The following is a 15415-nucleotide window of genomic DNA, read 5'->3' as shown; positions in this document are numbered from 1 at the left end:
CCAAAAGTGTCAAAAAATAGAGTAATTGCTGTAAGTTCCCATTTTTAAGCGATTATTTATCATACTGATTGCTTATGCTGGTTTAATTCTCCGTTTATTCGCGTCTTTCCTCCTTTTTATTCTTATTTACTCCAGTGTCACCCCTTCGGAGTCAATTGCCATGCGTCATCGTCAGCGGTTAATGTGTTGTTAAACCGTAATTCATTATAAGAGTGAGGCAAGCCATGGAGATGTTGTCTGGAGCCGAGATGGTCGTCCGATCGCTCATCGATCAGGGTGTGAAGCAGGTATTCGGTTATCCCGGGGGGGCCGTCCTCGATATTTATGATGCGCTGCATACGGTCGGCGGTATTGATCATGTGCTGGTCCGCCATGAACAAGCGGCGGTACATATGGCTGATGGCCTTGCGCGCGCCACGGGAGAAGTGGGTGTCGTATTGGTCACATCCGGACCGGGTGCGACCAATGCGATCACAGGCATAGCAACGGCTTATATGGATTCTATTCCGCTGGTGATCCTCTCCGGACAAGTCGCAACGTCGCTGATTGGCTACGATGCCTTCCAGGAGTGCGACATGGTAGGTATATCCCGCCCGGTGGTAAAACACAGCTTCCTGGTCAAACAAACGGAAGATATTCCGCAGGTGCTGAAAAAAGCCTTCTGGCTGGCAGCAAGCGGTCGTCCCGGGCCAGTGGTGGTGGATTTGCCGAAGGATATTCTGAATCCGGCGAAGAAACTGCCTTATAGCTGGCCGGACTCGGTGAGTATGCGCTCGTATAATCCGACGACGACGGGACATAAGGGACAGATCAAACGGGCGCTACAGACGCTGGTCGCGGCGAAGAAACCTGTTGTCTATGTGGGCGGTGGTGCGGTCAATGCAGCTTGTCATGAGCAGTTAGCTCAGATTGCTGAAGCGCTGAATCTGCCGGTTGTCTCCTCGCTAATGGGGTTGGGCGCGTTTCCAGCCACGCATCGTCAGGCGCTGGGCATGTTGGGAATGCACGGTACCTACGAAGCGAATATGACCATGCATCATTCCGATGTGATCTTTGCTGTCGGCGTTCGCTTTGACGATCGAACGACGAATAACCTGACAAAATATTGTCCGAATGCGACCGTGCTGCATATCGATATCGATCCGACCTCTATTTCTAAAACCGTTACTGCGGATATTCCGATTGTGGGTGATGCCCGCCTGGTACTGGATCAAATGCTCGAACTGCTGGAGCAAGAGAAATCACAGCAACCACTGGATGATAACCGTGACTGGTGGCAACAGATTGAGCACTGGCGCGCCCGTCAGTGTCTTAAATACGATACGCAAAGTGAAAGCATTAAGCCGCAGGCGGTGATTGAAACTATCTGGCGTTTGACGAAAGGGGAGGCGTATGTGACCTCTGACGTTGGCCAGCATCAAATGTTTGCCGCACTTTACTATCCGTTCGATAAACCGCGTCGCTGGATTAACTCAGGCGGCCTCGGGACTATGGGATTCGGTTTACCCGCGGCGTTAGGGGTGAAAATGGCGTTGCCGGATGAAACGGTAGTGTGTGTCACCGGGGATGGCAGCATTCAGATGAATATCCAGGAGTTGTCGACGGCGCTGCAATATGAACTGCCGGTGCTGGTGCTCAACCTTAACAACCGTTATCTCGGCATGGTCAAACAGTGGCAGGACATGATCTACTCCGGGCGTCACTCACAGTCTTACATGCAGTCGCTGCCCGATTTTGTGCGCCTTGCTGAGGCTTATGGGCATATCGGTATCCAGATTAATCATCCAGATGAACTTGAGAGCAAGCTGGGTGAAGCGCTGGAACATGTGCGTAACCATCGCCTGGTGTTTGTCGATGTCACCGTCGATGGCAGTGAGCATGTCTACCCGATGCAGATTCGTGGGGGTGGGATGGATGAAATGTGGTTAAGCAAAACGGAGAGAACCTGATTATGCGCCGGATATTATCAGTATTGCTGGAAAACGAGTCGGGTGCATTATCGCGGGTGATTGGCCTCTTCGCCCAGCGTGGATACAACATTGAAAGCCTGACCGTCGCGCCGACCGACGATCCGACCTTATCGCGGATGACGATTCAGACGGTAGGGGATGAGAAAGTCCTTGAGCAGATCGAAAAGCAGCTTCACAAGCTGGTGGATGTTCTGCGCGTCAGCGAACTGGGGCAGGGCGCTCACGTTGAACGAGAAATCATGCTGGTGAAAATCCAGGCCAGTGGTTATGGCCGGGAAGAGGTGAAACGCAACACGGAGATTTTCCGCGGGCAAATCATCGACGTGACGCCGTCTATCTACACCGTACAACTGGCGGGCACCAGCGATAAGCTGGATGCGTTTCTGGCAACCCTGCGTGAAGTCGCCAAAATTGTGGAGGTTGCCCGTTCCGGCGTAGTGGGACTCTCCCGTGGCGATAAAATTATGCGCTAATAGTCGACTGTAGGCCTGATAAGCACAGCGCCATCAGGCATCATCGCGGAGATCATGCCGGATGGCGGCGTAAACGCCTTATCCGGCCTACATGTAACGTACCCGTTTGCGCTGATGCTACCTGTTGCGCTTTTTTTTTGCGAAATCAGCAGTAACCAGAGACAAAAGCGGTTGCCGCAGTCATTATTCTGCGCTTAGATGTTAAGAAGTTTAACCCATGCCATCTAAAAGGTTATGGTTTGTACATTTTACGCAAGGGGCAATTGTGAAACTGGATGAAATCGCTCGGTTGGCCGGCGTTTCGCGAACGACTGCAAGCTACGTTATTAATGGCAAAGCAAAGCAATATCGCGTAAGCGACAAAACGGTTGAAAAAGTCATGGCGGTGGTGCGCGAGCATAATTACCACCCGAATGCCGTGGCGGCCGGGCTGCGTGCTGGACGCACACGTTCTATTGGGCTGGTGATCCCGGATCTTGAGAACACGAGCTATACCCGGATCGCAAACTATCTGGAGCGGCAGGCGCGTCAGCGTGGGTATCAGCTGTTAATTGCCTGCTCTGAAGATCAGCCGGATAACGAAATGCGCTGTATTGAGCATCTTCTACAGCGCCAGGTCGATGCTATAATTGTGTCGACTTCCTTGCCACCTGAGCATCCGTTCTACCAACGCTGGGCAAACAGTTCATTCCCGATTGTGGCGCTGGATCGTGCACTGGATCGCGAACATTTTACCAGCGTTGTGGGTGCGGATCAGGATGATGCGGAAATGCTGGCGGAAGAGTTACGCAAATTCCCTGCTGAAACCGTCCTCTATCTGGGCGCGCTTCCTGAATTATCCGTCAGTTTCCTGCGCGAACAGGGTTTTCGTACCGCGTGGAAGGACGATCCGCGTGAAGTCCATTTCCTGTACGCCAACAGCTATGAGCGGGAAGCGGCTGCGCAGCTGTTTGATAAATGGCTGGAAACGCACCCAATGCCTCAGGCGTTGTTTACCACGTCGTTTGCCCTGTTGCAGGGGGTGATGGATGTGACCCTGCGTCGTGACGGGCAGCTGCCGTCTGATTTAGCGATTGCGACTTTTGGCGATCACGAACTGCTCGACTTCCTGCAGTGCCCGGTACTGGCAGTGGCACAGCGCCATCGTGATGTCGCGGAACGCGTGCTGGAGATTGTACTGGCAAGTCTGGACGAACCGCGTAAACCAAAACCAGGTTTAACGCGTATACGGCGTAATCTGTACCGTCGCGGTATTCTCAGCCGTAACTAAGTTTCCTCAATTGATGACGTTGGCGGGATAAGCCTCTGACGTCTTCATTTTTCTATTCTCAGAAATAACCGCATTATATTTAAGAATATTCTTTAGAATTATCTGAAATTCATTCTTGAAATACCCCGAATTAAAAATGCAACTATCCATTTTTGGGTTATTGATACGTAACGACGCGTTACGCTTGTATTATTTTGTTACATGCATGTGTGGATTTGCCGAATTAACAAACACTTTGCTCTCGTATTGCGGCCATCTGGTACTTACCTCGGCCCTGCGCGGCGTACAGACCGATTAACTGGTACTGTTAACTCGCTGCATATTGTCCTAAAATGCCGCTCGCGTCGCAAACTGACACTTTATATGTTCTTTGGATGATATTCAGTTGTTTTAAACAATGATGAGTTGTTGGATTTTTTTCTTACAAATATTCATGACGTTAATTTGCTTCGTTTGCTGTACGGATTTTGTTCAACGCTGATATTAGCCGTAAACAATGGGTTTTTTGCTCCGCTAAGCGCCGCGACTTGCTTGACAAGGTTTTCCTCCGCTCCGTAAACTCCTTTAAGTGGGAATTTGTGGGATAAAGTGGTAATTGGGGGTGAGGCTGGCATGTTCCGGGGAGCAACGTTAGTTAATCTCGACAGTAAAGGGCGCTTATCCGTGCCTACCCGTTATCGGGATCAACTGCTTGAGAGCGCTACCGGTCAAATGGTTTGCACCATTGACATCCATCACCCGTGCCTGCTGCTGTACCCCCTGCCTGAATGGGAAATAATCGAGCAGAAGCTATCGCGTCTGTCGAGCATGAATCCAGTTGAGCGTCGCGTACAGCGCTTATTGTTGGGTCATGCCAGCGAATGTCAGATGGATAACGCTGGTCGATTACTGATAGCCCCCATTCTGCGGCAACACGCAGGGCTAACGAAAGAAGTGATGCTGGTTGGGCAGTTCAATAAGTTTGAGCTGTGGGATGAAACGACCTGGTATCAACAGGTCAAGGAAGATATCGACGCTGAGCAGTCTGTTACTGGCGCGTTGTCGGAACGATTGCAGGATTTGTCTCTATAAAATGACGGAAAATTATAAACATACAACGGTGTTGCTGGATGAAGCCGTAAACGGCCTGAATATTCGTCCAGACGGCATCTACATTGACGGGACATTTGGTCGCGGTGGTCACTCACGTTTGATCCTCTCCCAGCTTGGCGAAGAGGGACGTTTACTGGCAATCGATCGCGATCCGCAGGCTATTGCCGTTGCAAAAACGATTACCGATCCTCGCTTCTCCATCGTACATGGACCTTTTTCTGCGCTGGCTGACTATGTTGCCGAGCGTGGACTGACCGGTAAGATCGACGGGATTCTTCTCGATCTGGGCGTTTCTTCACCGCAGCTCGATGACGCAGAGCGCGGTTTCTCGTTTATGCGTGACGGTCCGTTAGATATGCGTATGGACCCAACACGCGGTCAGTCAGCGGCCGAATGGCTGCAAACCGCCGATGAAGCAGACATTGCCTGGGTGATTAAAACCTTTGGCGAAGAGCGCTTCGGCAAACGCATTGCGCGCGCCATCGTGGAGCGCAACCGCATCGAACCGATGACCCGCACCAAAGAACTGGCGGAAGTGATTGCAGCGGCAATGCCGGTGAAGGACAAATTCAAACATCCCGCGACCCGTACCTTCCAGGCGGTGCGCATTTGGGTGAACAGTGAACTGGAGGAGATAGAGCAGGCGCTAAAAAGCTCGCTCAGCGTGCTGGCTCCAGGTGGTCGCCTTTCGATCATCAGTTTCCATTCGCTTGAAGACCGCATTGTGAAACGCTTTATGCGTGAACAAAGCCGTGGTCCTCAGGTACCGGCTGGAATACCGATGACCGAAGCGCAGATCAAAAAGCTGGGCGGCCGTGAGTTAAGAGCACTAGGCAAGATGATGCCGGGTGAAGAAGAGGTAGCTGAGAATCCTCGTGCCCGTAGTTCAGTTCTGCGTATTGCAGAGAGGACGAACGCATGATCAGCAGAGTGACAGAAGCCCTCAGCAAAGTTAAAGGATCGATAGGAAGCAACGAGCGCCATGCCTTGCCTGGCGTGATCGGTGACGATCTTTTGCGGTTTGGGAAGCTGCCACTCTGCCTGTTCATTTGCATTATTTTGACGGCGGTTACCGTCGTGACAACAGCACACCATACGCGGTTACTGACCGCGCAGCGTGAGCAGCTGGTTCTGGAGCGAGATGCGCTGGATATCGAATGGCGCAACTTGATCCTTGAGGAGAACGCGCTCGGCGACCATAGCCGTGTTGAACGGATCGCAACGGAAAAGCTGCAAATGCAGCATGTTGATCCCTCACAAGAAAATATCGTAGTACAAAAATAAGGATAAACGCGACGCATGAAAGCAGCGGCAAAAACGCACAAACCAAAACGCCAGGAAGAACAAGCCAACTTTATCAGTTGGCGTTTTGCGTTACTGTGCGGTTGTATTTTGCTGGCACTCGGTTTTCTGCTGGGGCGCGTTGCCTGGCTGCAAATCATCGCGCCGGACATGCTGGTGCGTCAGGGCGACATGCGTTCTCTGCGCGTCCAGGAAGTGTCCACATCGCGCGGGATGATTACCGACCGTTCAGGTCGTCCGCTGGCGGTGAGTGTACCGGTGAAGGCGATTTGGGCCGACCCGAAAGAGGTGCATGACGCAGGCGGAGTGAGCGTTGGCGAACGCTGGAGAGCGTTGTCGACCGCGCTGAATATTCCGCTCGATCAACTGGCTTCCCGCATTAACGCCAACCCGAAAGGGCGCTTTATCTATTTGGCGCGTCAGGTAAACCCTGACATGGCTGATTACATCAAGAAACTGAAGCTGCCAGGTATCCACCTGCGCGAAGAATCCCGCCGTTACTATCCTTCCGGAGAAGTGACTGCTCACCTCATCGGCTTTACTAACGTCGATAGCCAGGGGATTGAAGGCGTTGAGAAGAGCTTCGACAAGTGGCTCACCGGACAACCGGGTGAACGTATTGTACGTAAAGACCGTTATGGCCGCGTTATTGAAGACATCTCTTCTACCGACAGCCAGGCGGCGCATAACCTCGCGTTGAGCATTGATGAGCGTTTACAGGCACTGGTCTACCGTGAACTGAATAACGCCGTGGCCTTCAACAAGGCGGAGTCAGGCAGTGCGGTACTGGTGGATGTGAACACCGGTGAAGTGCTGGCCATGGCCAACAGTCCGTCCTACAACCCGAACAATCTCACCGGTACGCCAAAAGACGCGATGCGTAACCGCACCATTACCGACGTGTTTGAACCGGGTTCTACCGTTAAACCGATGGTGGTGATGACCGCGCTGCAGCGTGGCGTGGTACGCGAAAACACCGTCCTCAACACTATCCCTTACCGAATTAATGGTCACGAAATCAAAGACGTGGCGCGTTATAGCGAATTAACCCTCACCGGGGTTTTGCAGAAGTCGAGTAACGTCGGTGTTTCCAAGCTGGCGTTAGCGATGCCGTCCTCAGCGTTAGTAGATACTTACTCACGTTTTGGGCTGGGAAAAGCGACCAATTTGGGGTTGGTCGGAGAACGCAGTGGCTTATATCCTCAAAAACAACGGTGGTCTGACATAGAGAGGGCCACCTTCTCTTTCGGCTATGGGCTAATGGTAACGCCGTTACAGTTAGCGCGAGTCTATGCAACGATCGGCAGCTATGGCGTTTATCGCCCACTGTCGATTACCAAAGTTGACCCTCCTGTTCCGGGCGAGCGTATCTTCCCGGAATCAACCGTGCGTACCGTCGTACACATGATGGAAAGCGTGGCGCTACCGGGCGGCGGCGGTGTGAAGGCGGCGATTAAAGGCTATCGCATCGCCATTAAAACCGGTACAGCGAAGAAAGTAGGGCCGGATGGCCGCTACATCAACAAATACATTGCTTATACCGCAGGCGTTGCGCCTGCGAGTCAGCCGCGCTTCGCGCTGGTTGTTGTTATCAACGATCCGCAGGCGGGTAAATACTACGGTGGCGCCGTTTCCGCGCCGGTCTTTGGTGCCATCATGGGCGGCGTACTGCGCACCATGAACATCGAGCCGGATGCGCTGACAACGGGCGATAAAAATGAATTTGTGAATAATCAAGGCGAGGCAACAGGTGGCAGATCGTAATTTGCGCGACCTTCTTGCTCCATGGGTGCCGGGTGCACCGGAGCGAACACTGCGGGAGATGACGCTTGACAGCCGTGTGGCTGCATCGGGCGATCTCTTTGTCGCAGTATTAGGTCATCAGGCGGACGGGCGTCGGTATATCCCGCAGGCGATAGCGCAAGGTGTGGCTGCCATTATTGCAGAAGCAAAAGATGAAGCTACTGATGGTGAAATTCGTGAAATGCACGGCGTTCCGGTCATCTATCTCAGTCAGCTTAACGAACGTTTATCTGCACTGGCGGGCCGTTTTTACCACGAGCCTTCTGAGAAAATGCGTCTGGTCGGCGTGACCGGGACCAACGGTAAAACCACCACCACCCAATTGCTGGCCCAGTGGAGCCAACTGCTTGGCGAAACCAGCGCGGTGATGGGAACAGTAGGCAATGGCCTGCTGGGCAAAGTGATCCCGACGGAAAATACTACCGGCTCAGCCGTTGATGTCCAGCATGTGCTGGCGGGTCTGGCTGCGCAGGGCGCAACGGTTGGCGCGATGGAAGTCTCTTCACACGGCCTGGTTCAGCATCGCGTGGCGGCGCTGAAGTTTGCCGCATCAGTATTTACTAACTTAAGCCGTGACCATCTCGACTACCACGGCGACATGGAACATTACGAAGCCGCGAAATGGCTGCTGTATTCCACGCACCATTGCGGTCAGGCCATCGTCAATGCGGATGATGAAGTCGGTCGTCGCTGGCTGGCGAAACTCCCTGATGCGGTTGCCGTTTCGATGGAAGACCACATCAACCCTAACTGTCATGGTCGTTGGTTAAAAGCGGTTGACGTGAAGTATCACGACAGCGGGGCAACGATTCGTTTTACCTCCTCATGGGGCGACGGCGAAATTGAAAGCCGCCTGATGGGAGCGTTTAACGTCAGCAATCTGTTGCTGGCGCTGGCAACACTGCTGGCGCTGGGCTATCCGTTAGCTGATTTACTGAAAACGGCCACACAATTGCAACCGGTTTGCGGGCGTATGGAAGTGTTCAGCGCGCCGGGTAAAACTACCGTGGTGGTTGATTACGCCCATACGCCAGATGCGCTGGAAAAAGCGCTGCAAGCGGCACGTCTGCACTGTACTGGCAAACTGTGGTGCGTCTTTGGCTGCGGCGGCGATCGCGATAAAGGCAAACGTCCGTTGATGGGCGCAATCGCCGAGCAGTTTGCAGATGTTGTCGTGGTGACCGATGACAACCCGCGTACCGAAGAGCCGCGCGCCATCATTAACGACATTCTGGCGGGTATGCTGGATGCCGGACAGGCGAAGGTGATGGAAGGTCGCGCAGAAGCCGTGACAAACGCCATTATGCAGGCGAAAGAAAACGACGTGGTGCTGGTGGCCGGGAAAGGTCACGAAGATTACCAGATCGTGGGCTCGCAGCGTCTCGACTATTCTGACCGCGTGACCGCAGCGCGTCTGCTGGGGGTTATCGCATGATTAGCGTAACGCTCAGCCAACTGGCGGAGATCCTCCAGGGCGAATTGAAAGGGGCCGATCTGACCCTTGATGCCGTAACAACCGATACGCGTAAAGTGACGCCGGGCTGCCTGTTTGTGGCGCTGAAAGGCGAACGCTTTGACGCCCACGATTTTGCCGACAAAGCGCAAGAGAGCGGGGCGGGTGCGCTGCTGGTCAGCCGTCCGTTGAACACCAACCTGCCGCAGCTGATTGTTAAAGATACGCGTCTGGCGTTTGGTGAACTGGCGGCGTGGGTTCGCGCTCAGGTTCCGGCGCGCGTTGTCGCGCTGACCGGTTCATCCGGTAAAACGTCCGTCAAAGAGATGACGGCTGCCATTCTGAGCCAGTGTGGTAACACGCTATATACCGCGGGCAACCTGAATAACGACATCGGTGTACCGATGACGCTGCTGCGCTTAAACAACGATTACGACTATGCCGTGATTGAGCTCGGCGCCAACCATCAGGGTGAAATCGCCTGGACCGTCGGCCTGACGCGTCCGGAAGCGGCGCTGGTGAACAACCTGGCCGCCGCGCACCTGGAAGGCTTTGGCTCTCTGGCGGGCGTTGCGAAGGCAAAAGGTGAGATTTTTACCGGCCTGTCAGCGAACGGTATCGCCATTATGAATGCCGACAACAACGACTGGTTGAACTGGCAGAGCATCATCGGCGATCGCAAAGTCTGGCGCTTCTCTCCGAATGCGGCCAACAGCGACTTTTCGGCGACCAACGTTCATGTGACCTCGCACGGTACAGAATTTTCTCTGCAAACGCCGACCGGTAGCATTGATGTCCTGCTGCCGTTACCGGGTCGCCACAATATCGCTAACGCCCTTGCGGCGGCGGCGCTTTCTATGGCGGTAGGCGCGACGCACGAGGCGATCAAAGCGGGTTTGAAGGATCTGCAAGCGGTACCGGGACGTCTGTTCCCGATTCAACTCGCAGAAAATCAGCTGCTGCTGGACGACTCCTATAACGCGAACGTCGGTTCGATGACCGCAGCGGTGCAGGTGCTGTCTGAGATGCCGGGTTATCGCGTACTGGTCGTAGGCGATATGGCAGAGCTTGGCGCAGAAAGTGAAGCATGTCATGTACAGGTGGGTGTTGCTGCGAAAGCAGCAGGCATCGACCGTGTACTGAGTACAGGAAAACTGAGTCAGGCAATTAGCGACGCCAGTGGCGTTGGCGAACATTTTGCGAATAAAAGCGCGCTGGCCGCGCATCTTAAAGCATTGATTGCAGAACATCAGGTCATGACGATTTTAGTGAAGGGTTCACGTAGTGCCGCCATGGAAGAGGTAGTACGCGCATTACAGGAGAATGGAACATGTTAGTTTGGCTGGCCGAACATTTGGTCAAATATTATTCCGGCTTTAACGTCTTTTCCTATCTGACGTTTCGCGCCATCGTCAGCCTGCTGACCGCGCTGTTCATCTCTTTGTGGATGGGCCCGCGCATGATTGCCCGCTTGCAAAAAATGTCCTTTGGACAGGTCGTACGTAACGACGGTCCGGAATCGCACTTCAGTAAACGCGGTACGCCAACCATGGGCGGGATCATGATCCTCACCGCGATTGTCATCTCCGTACTGCTGTGGGCATATCCGTCGAACCCGTACGTATGGTGCGTGCTGGTGGTATTGATTGGCTACGGCATTATCGGTTTTGTCGATGACTACCGCAAAGTGGTGCGCAAAGATACCAAGGGACTGATTGCCCGCTGGAAGTACTTCTGGATGTCGGTGATTGCGCTGGGCGTGGCCTTTGCGCTGTACCTCGCCGGTAAAGACACCCCGGCTACCGAGCTGGTAGTGCCGTTCTTTAAAGATGTGATGCCGCAGTTGGGGCTGTTCTACGTGCTGCTGGCGTACTTCGTGATTGTGGGTACTGGCAACGCGGTAAACCTTACCGATGGCCTGGATGGTCTGGCGATTATGCCGACCGTGTTCGTGGCCGCGGGTTTTGCGCTGGTAGCGTGGGCGACCGGTAACATGAACTTTGCCAACTACCTGCACATTCCCTATTTACGCCATGCTGGCGAACTGGTGATCGTCTGTACGGCGATTGTCGGTGCGGGGTTAGGCTTCCTGTGGTTTAACACCTATCCTGCGCAGGTCTTTATGGGCGACGTCGGTTCGCTGGCGCTGGGCGGCGCGCTTGGCATTATTGCCGTGCTGCTGCGTCAGGAATTCCTGCTGGTGATCATGGGCGGTGTATTTGTCGTAGAAACGCTGTCGGTCATTCTGCAGGTTGGCTCCTTTAAGCTGCGCGGACAGCGCATCTTCCGTATGGCGCCGATTCACCATCACTATGAACTGAAAGGCTGGCCGGAACCGCGCGTAATTGTGCGCTTCTGGATTATTTCGCTGATGCTGGTGCTGATTGGCCTGGCAACGCTGAAGGTACGTTAATCATGGCTGATTACCAGGGTAAAAAAGTCGTCATTATCGGTCTGGGATTGACCGGGCTGTCCTGCGTGGATTTCTTTCTGGCGCGTGGCGTGACGCCGCGAGTGATGGATACCCGCGCAACGCCACCTGGCCTGGATAAATTGCCGGAAGCGGTTGAGCGTCATGTTGGCAGCCTGAATGATGATTGGCTGCTGGCCGCCGATCTCATCGTCGCCAGCCCTGGTATTGCCCTGGCGCATCCTTCGCTGAGCGCCGCCGCTGATGCAGGGATCGAAATTGTCGGTGACATCGAGCTGTTCTGTCGCGAAGCACAGGCGCCGATCGTTGCGATCACCGGTTCCAACGGGAAAAGCACCGTCACCACGTTAGTGGGTGAAATGGCGAAAGCGGCTGGTGTGAACGTGGGTGTTGGTGGAAATATCGGCCTGCCCGCGCTGATGCTGCTGGATGACGAACGTGAGCTGTATGTTCTGGAGCTGTCGAGCTTCCAGCTGGAGACAACCTCCAGCTTACAGGCCGTAGCCGCCACCATTTTGAACGTCACCGAAGATCATATGGACAGGTATCCGTTTGGCTTGCAGCAGTACCGTGCGGCCAAACTGCGCGTCTATGAAAATGCGAAAGTGTGTGTGGTTAATGCCGATGATGCGCTGACCATGCCGATTCGCGGGGCGGATGAGCGCTGCGTGAGCTTTGGCATCAACATGGGTGACTATCATCTCAATCGTCAGCAGGGTGAAACCTGGCTGCGGGTGAAGGGCGAAAAAGTCCTGAATGTGAAAGAGATGACGCTCACTGGCCAGCATAACTATACCAACGCTCTGGCTGCGCTGGCGCTGGCGGATGCTGCGGGTCTGCCGCGGGCATCCAGCCTGAAAGCGCTGACTACCTTTACCGGTCTGGCGCATCGTTTCCAGTTGGTACTGAATCATAACGGCGTGCGTTGGATCAACGATTCAAAAGCCACCAACGTCGGTAGCACCGAAGCGGCGCTGAATGGTTTGCACGTTGATGGTACGTTGCACCTGCTGCTGGGCGGCGACGGGAAATCCGCCGACTTTATGCCGCTGCAACGTTACCTGACTGGCGACAACATTCGTCTGTACTGCTTTGGTCGCGATGGCGCACAGCTTGCCGCTCTGCGTCCTGAGGTTGCGGAACACACTGAAACCATGGAGCAGGCAATGCGTCTGCTCGCACCGCGTGTGAAGTCGGGTGATATGGTGCTGCTTTCACCAGCCTGCGCCAGCCTTGACCAGTTCAAGAACTTTGAGCAACGCGGTGACGTCTTTACCCGTTTAGCGAAGGAGTTGGGTTGATGCGTTTCTCACTCCCTCGTCTGAAAATGCCGCGCGTACCGGGACTGGGTGTCCTGGCGTGGATCTTCGCGGCACTTAAAGGCTGGGTGATGGCTTCGCGTGATAAAGACGCGGACAGTCTGATCATGTATGACCGCATGCTGCTGTGGCTGACTTTTGGTCTGGCAGCGATCGGTTTTGTGATGGTGACATCAGCATCGATGCCAGTAGGGCAACGCCTGGCAGGCGATCCCTTCCTGTTCGCTAAACGTGACGCGCTGTATATCTTCCTCGCGTTCTGTCTGGCGATGGTGACGCTGCGTCTGCCGATGGAGTTCTGGCAAAAGTACAGCACGACGATGCTGATCGCCTCAATCATCATGCTGCTGATCGTTCTGGTGGTGGGGAGTTCCGTTAACGGGGCATCGCGCTGGATCGCTCTGGGTCCACTGCGTATTCAGCCTGCGGAATTCACCAAGCTGTCGCTGTTCTGTTATCTCGCGAACTACCTGGTGCGTAAGGTCGATGAAGTGCGTAATAACCTGCGCGGCTTCTTAAAACCGATGGGTGTGATTCTGGTGCTGGCTGTCTTACTGCTGGCGCAGCCTGACCTCGGTACGGTAGTGGTACTGTTTGTCACGACGCTGGCGATGCTGTTTCTCGCTGGTGCGAAACTGTGGCAGTTCATTGCCATTATCGGCATGGGGATTTCGGCGGTAGTGCTGCTGATCCTTGCCGAACCGTATCGTATTCGCCGCGTAACCTCCTTCTGGAACCCATGGGAAGATCCGTTTGGCAGCGGCTACCAGTTAACGCAATCGCTGATGGCTTTTGGTCGCGGTGAGGTTTGGGGTCAGGGGCTAGGTAATTCAGTGCAAAAACTGGAGTATTTACCGGAGGCGCACACCGACTTCATCTTCGCCATCATTGGGGAAGAGCTGGGTTATATCGGTGTGGTATTGGCACTTTTAATGGTATTCTTCGTCGCTTTTCGCGCGATGTCGATTGGCCGCAAAGCGCTGGAAATTGACCACCGTTTTTCAGGCTTTTTAGCCTGCTCCATCGGGATTTGGTTTAGCTTCCAGGCCCTGGTAAACGTCGGTGCAGCAGCAGGTATGCTGCCAACCAAAGGTCTGACGTTACCGCTGATCAGTTATGGTGGTTCCAGTTTGTTGATTATGTCGACGGCCATCATGTTTTTGTTACGTATTGATTATGAAACGCGTCTGGAAAAAGCCCAGGCGTTTACACGAGGTGCACGATGAGTGGTCAACCGAAGCGGTTAATGGTGATGGCAGGCGGTACCGGCGGGCATGTGTTCCCGGGGCTGGCGGTCGCGCATCATTTAATGGCTCAGGGCTGGCAGGTTCGTTGGCTGGGCACCGCCGATCGTATGGAAGCGGACTTAGTGCCGAAGCATGGCATTGAAATTGACTTTATTCGCATCTCCGGTTTGCGTGGCAAAGGTGTCAACGCGCTGCTAGCCGCCCCCGTGCGTATTTTTAATGCCTGGCGTCAGGCGCGCGCCATCATGAAGCAATTCAAGCCTGATGTGGTGCTGGGTATGGGCGGCTACGTGTCCGGCCCTGGTGGTCTGGCGGCCTGGTCGTTAGGCATTCCGGTTGTGCTGCATGAGCAGAACGGCATTGCGGGATTAACCAACAAGTGGCTGGCGAAGATTGCAACGAAGGTGATGCAGGCTTTTCCTGGCGCTTTCCCGAATGCGGAAGTGGTGGGTAACCCGGTACGCACCGATGTTCTGGCGTTGCCGTTGCCCGAAGTGCGTCTGGCGGGGCGTGAAGGCCCGGTACGTGTGCTGGTCGTCGGGGGATCTCAGGGCGCTCGCGTATTGAACCAGACGATGCCGCAGGTTGCCGCAAAGCTTGGTGACGCGGTGACTATCTGGCATCAGAGCGGCAAAGGCGCGCAGCAAACCGTTGAACAGGCATATGCCGACGCGGGACAACCGCAGCACAAGGTCACTGAGTTTATTGATGATATGGCAGCCGCTTACGCGTGGGCGGATGTTGTCGTTTGTCGCTCCGGCGCGCTGACGGTAAGCGAAATTGCCGCCGCAGGTTTGCCTGCGCTGTTTGTGCCTTTCCAGCACAAAGACCGACAGCAGTACTGGAATGCGCTGCCGCTGGAGAAAGCGGGCGCAGCCAAAATTCTTGAGCAGCCGCAGTTTACTGTGGATGCCGTCGCTAACACCCTTTCCGGGTGGTCGCGAGAAACCTTATTAACCATGGCAGAACGTGCGCGCGCCGCTTCCATTCCGGATGCCACAGAGCGTGTTGCTAATGAAGTGAGCCGGGCTGCCCGGGCGTAATTGTGGTGATGC

13 protein-coding genes are annotated in these 15415 nt (G+C 54.4%); all 13 read left to right on the top strand.

What is annotated here, in order from left to right; translation table 11 throughout:
• The first annotated feature begins 224 nt into the window (after positions 1–224).
• The 13 genes from ilvI (at position 225) to murG (ending at position 15403) form a co-directional block, all read left to right on the top strand.
• A complete protein-coding gene (ilvI, locus tag BZK41_RS02725) occupies positions 225–1949 on the top strand; it encodes an acetolactate synthase 3 large subunit (protein ID WP_079937088.1) in 1725 nt (574 codons plus the stop codon).
• Positions 1950–1951: 2 nt separating this feature from the next.
• Positions 1952–2443: an acetolactate synthase small subunit gene (gene ilvN, locus BZK41_RS02720; protein ID WP_003829566.1), complete on the top strand. Its 492-nt coding sequence runs from the start codon at positions 1952–1954 to the stop codon at positions 2441–2443.
• 265 nt (positions 2444–2708) lie between these two features.
• Positions 2709–3713: a catabolite repressor/activator gene (cra, locus tag BZK41_RS02715; RefSeq protein WP_003018794.1), complete on the top strand. Its 1005-nt coding sequence runs from the start codon at positions 2709–2711 to the stop codon at positions 3711–3713.
• 612 nt (positions 3714–4325) lie between these two features.
• Positions 4326–4784 carry a division/cell wall cluster transcriptional repressor MraZ gene (gene mraZ / locus BZK41_RS02705; RefSeq protein ID WP_003018792.1) on the top strand — a complete coding sequence of 153 codons (459 nt, stop codon included), beginning with the start codon at positions 4326–4328 and terminating at the stop codon, positions 4782–4784.
• Between the two features lies 1 nt (position 4785).
• Positions 4786–5727 (top strand): 16S rRNA (cytosine(1402)-N(4))-methyltransferase RsmH, encoded by a 942-nt coding sequence (gene rsmH, locus BZK41_RS02700; protein ID WP_003018789.1) that lies wholly within the window; start codon positions 4786–4788, stop codon positions 5725–5727.
• Entirely contained in the window at positions 5724–6089 is a 366-nt protein-coding gene (gene ftsL, locus BZK41_RS02695) for a cell division protein FtsL (protein ID WP_000625651.1), read from the top strand. Before rsmH ends, ftsL begins: the two co-directional genes overlap by 4 nt.
• Positions 6090–6104: 15 nt before the next feature.
• Positions 6105–7871, top strand: coding sequence for a peptidoglycan glycosyltransferase FtsI (gene ftsI / locus BZK41_RS02690; protein WP_079937087.1), 1767 nt, complete (start codon positions 6105–6107; stop codon positions 7869–7871).
• A complete protein-coding gene (murE, locus tag BZK41_RS02685) occupies positions 7858–9345 on the top strand; it encodes a UDP-N-acetylmuramoyl-L-alanyl-D-glutamate--2,6-diaminopimelate ligase (RefSeq protein WP_079937086.1) in 1488 nt (495 codons plus the stop codon). Before ftsI ends, murE begins: the two co-directional genes overlap by 14 nt.
• Positions 9342–10700, top strand: coding sequence for a UDP-N-acetylmuramoyl-tripeptide--D-alanyl-D-alanine ligase (gene murF / locus BZK41_RS02680; protein WP_079937085.1), 1359 nt, complete (start codon positions 9342–9344; stop codon positions 10698–10700). Before murE ends, murF begins: the two co-directional genes overlap by 4 nt.
• On the top strand, positions 10694–11776 hold the full coding sequence (gene mraY, locus BZK41_RS02675; RefSeq protein WP_003018774.1) for a phospho-N-acetylmuramoyl-pentapeptide-transferase: 1083 nt from the start codon (positions 10694–10696) through the stop codon (positions 11774–11776). The genes murF and mraY overlap by 7 nt, the downstream gene beginning before the upstream one ends.
• Before the next feature lie 2 nt (positions 11777–11778).
• Positions 11779–13095, top strand: coding sequence for a UDP-N-acetylmuramoyl-L-alanine--D-glutamate ligase (murD, locus tag BZK41_RS02670; protein WP_032942364.1), 1317 nt, complete (start codon positions 11779–11781; stop codon positions 13093–13095).
• Positions 13095–14339, top strand: a complete 1245-nt coding sequence (ftsW, locus tag BZK41_RS02665; RefSeq protein WP_003829529.1) for a cell division protein FtsW — start codon at positions 13095–13097, stop codon at positions 14337–14339. The genes murD and ftsW overlap by 1 nt, the downstream gene beginning before the upstream one ends.
• A complete protein-coding gene (murG, locus tag BZK41_RS02660) occupies positions 14336–15403 on the top strand; it encodes an undecaprenyldiphospho-muramoylpentapeptide beta-N-acetylglucosaminyltransferase (protein ID WP_079937084.1) in 1068 nt (355 codons plus the stop codon). The genes ftsW and murG overlap by 4 nt, the downstream gene beginning before the upstream one ends.
• Positions 15404–15415 lie beyond the last annotated feature (12 nt).

Origin of the sequence: Citrobacter sp. A316, assembly GCF_002042945.1 — a bacterium.
Taxonomy (GTDB): domain Bacteria; phylum Pseudomonadota; class Gammaproteobacteria; order Enterobacterales; family Enterobacteriaceae; genus Citrobacter; species Citrobacter portucalensis.
Note: the sequence above shows the minus strand (reverse complement) of the source record. Positions and strands in the feature narration are given on the sequence as shown.

What these genes read in the sequence shown, in the direction of transcription:
- ilvI (WP_079937088.1), top strand. Translation starts at nt 225, where the DNA reads ATGGAGATGTTGTCTGGAGCCGAGATGGTCGTCCGATCGCTCATCGAT.
- ilvN (WP_003829566.1), top strand. Translation starts at nt 1,952, where the DNA reads ATGCGCCGGATATTATCAGTATTGCTGGAAAACGAGTCGGGTGCATTA.
- mraZ (WP_003018792.1), top strand. Translation starts at nt 4,326, where the DNA reads ATGTTCCGGGGAGCAACGTTAGTTAATCTCGACAGTAAAGGGCGCTTA.
- rsmH (WP_003018789.1), top strand. Translation starts at nt 4,786, where the DNA reads ATGACGGAAAATTATAAACATACAACGGTGTTGCTGGATGAAGCCGTA.
- ftsL (WP_000625651.1), top strand. Translation starts at nt 5,724, where the DNA reads ATGATCAGCAGAGTGACAGAAGCCCTCAGCAAAGTTAAAGGATCGATA.
- ftsI (WP_079937087.1), top strand. Translation starts at nt 6,105, where the DNA reads ATGAAAGCAGCGGCAAAAACGCACAAACCAAAACGCCAGGAAGAACAA.
- murF (WP_079937085.1), top strand. Translation starts at nt 9,342, where the DNA reads ATGATTAGCGTAACGCTCAGCCAACTGGCGGAGATCCTCCAGGGCGAA.
- mraY (WP_003018774.1), top strand. Translation starts at nt 10,694, where the DNA reads ATGTTAGTTTGGCTGGCCGAACATTTGGTCAAATATTATTCCGGCTTT.
- murD (WP_032942364.1), top strand. Translation starts at nt 11,779, where the DNA reads ATGGCTGATTACCAGGGTAAAAAAGTCGTCATTATCGGTCTGGGATTG.
- ftsW (WP_003829529.1), top strand. Translation starts at nt 13,095, where the DNA reads ATGCGTTTCTCACTCCCTCGTCTGAAAATGCCGCGCGTACCGGGACTG.
- murG (WP_079937084.1), top strand. Translation starts at nt 14,336, where the DNA reads ATGAGTGGTCAACCGAAGCGGTTAATGGTGATGGCAGGCGGTACCGGC.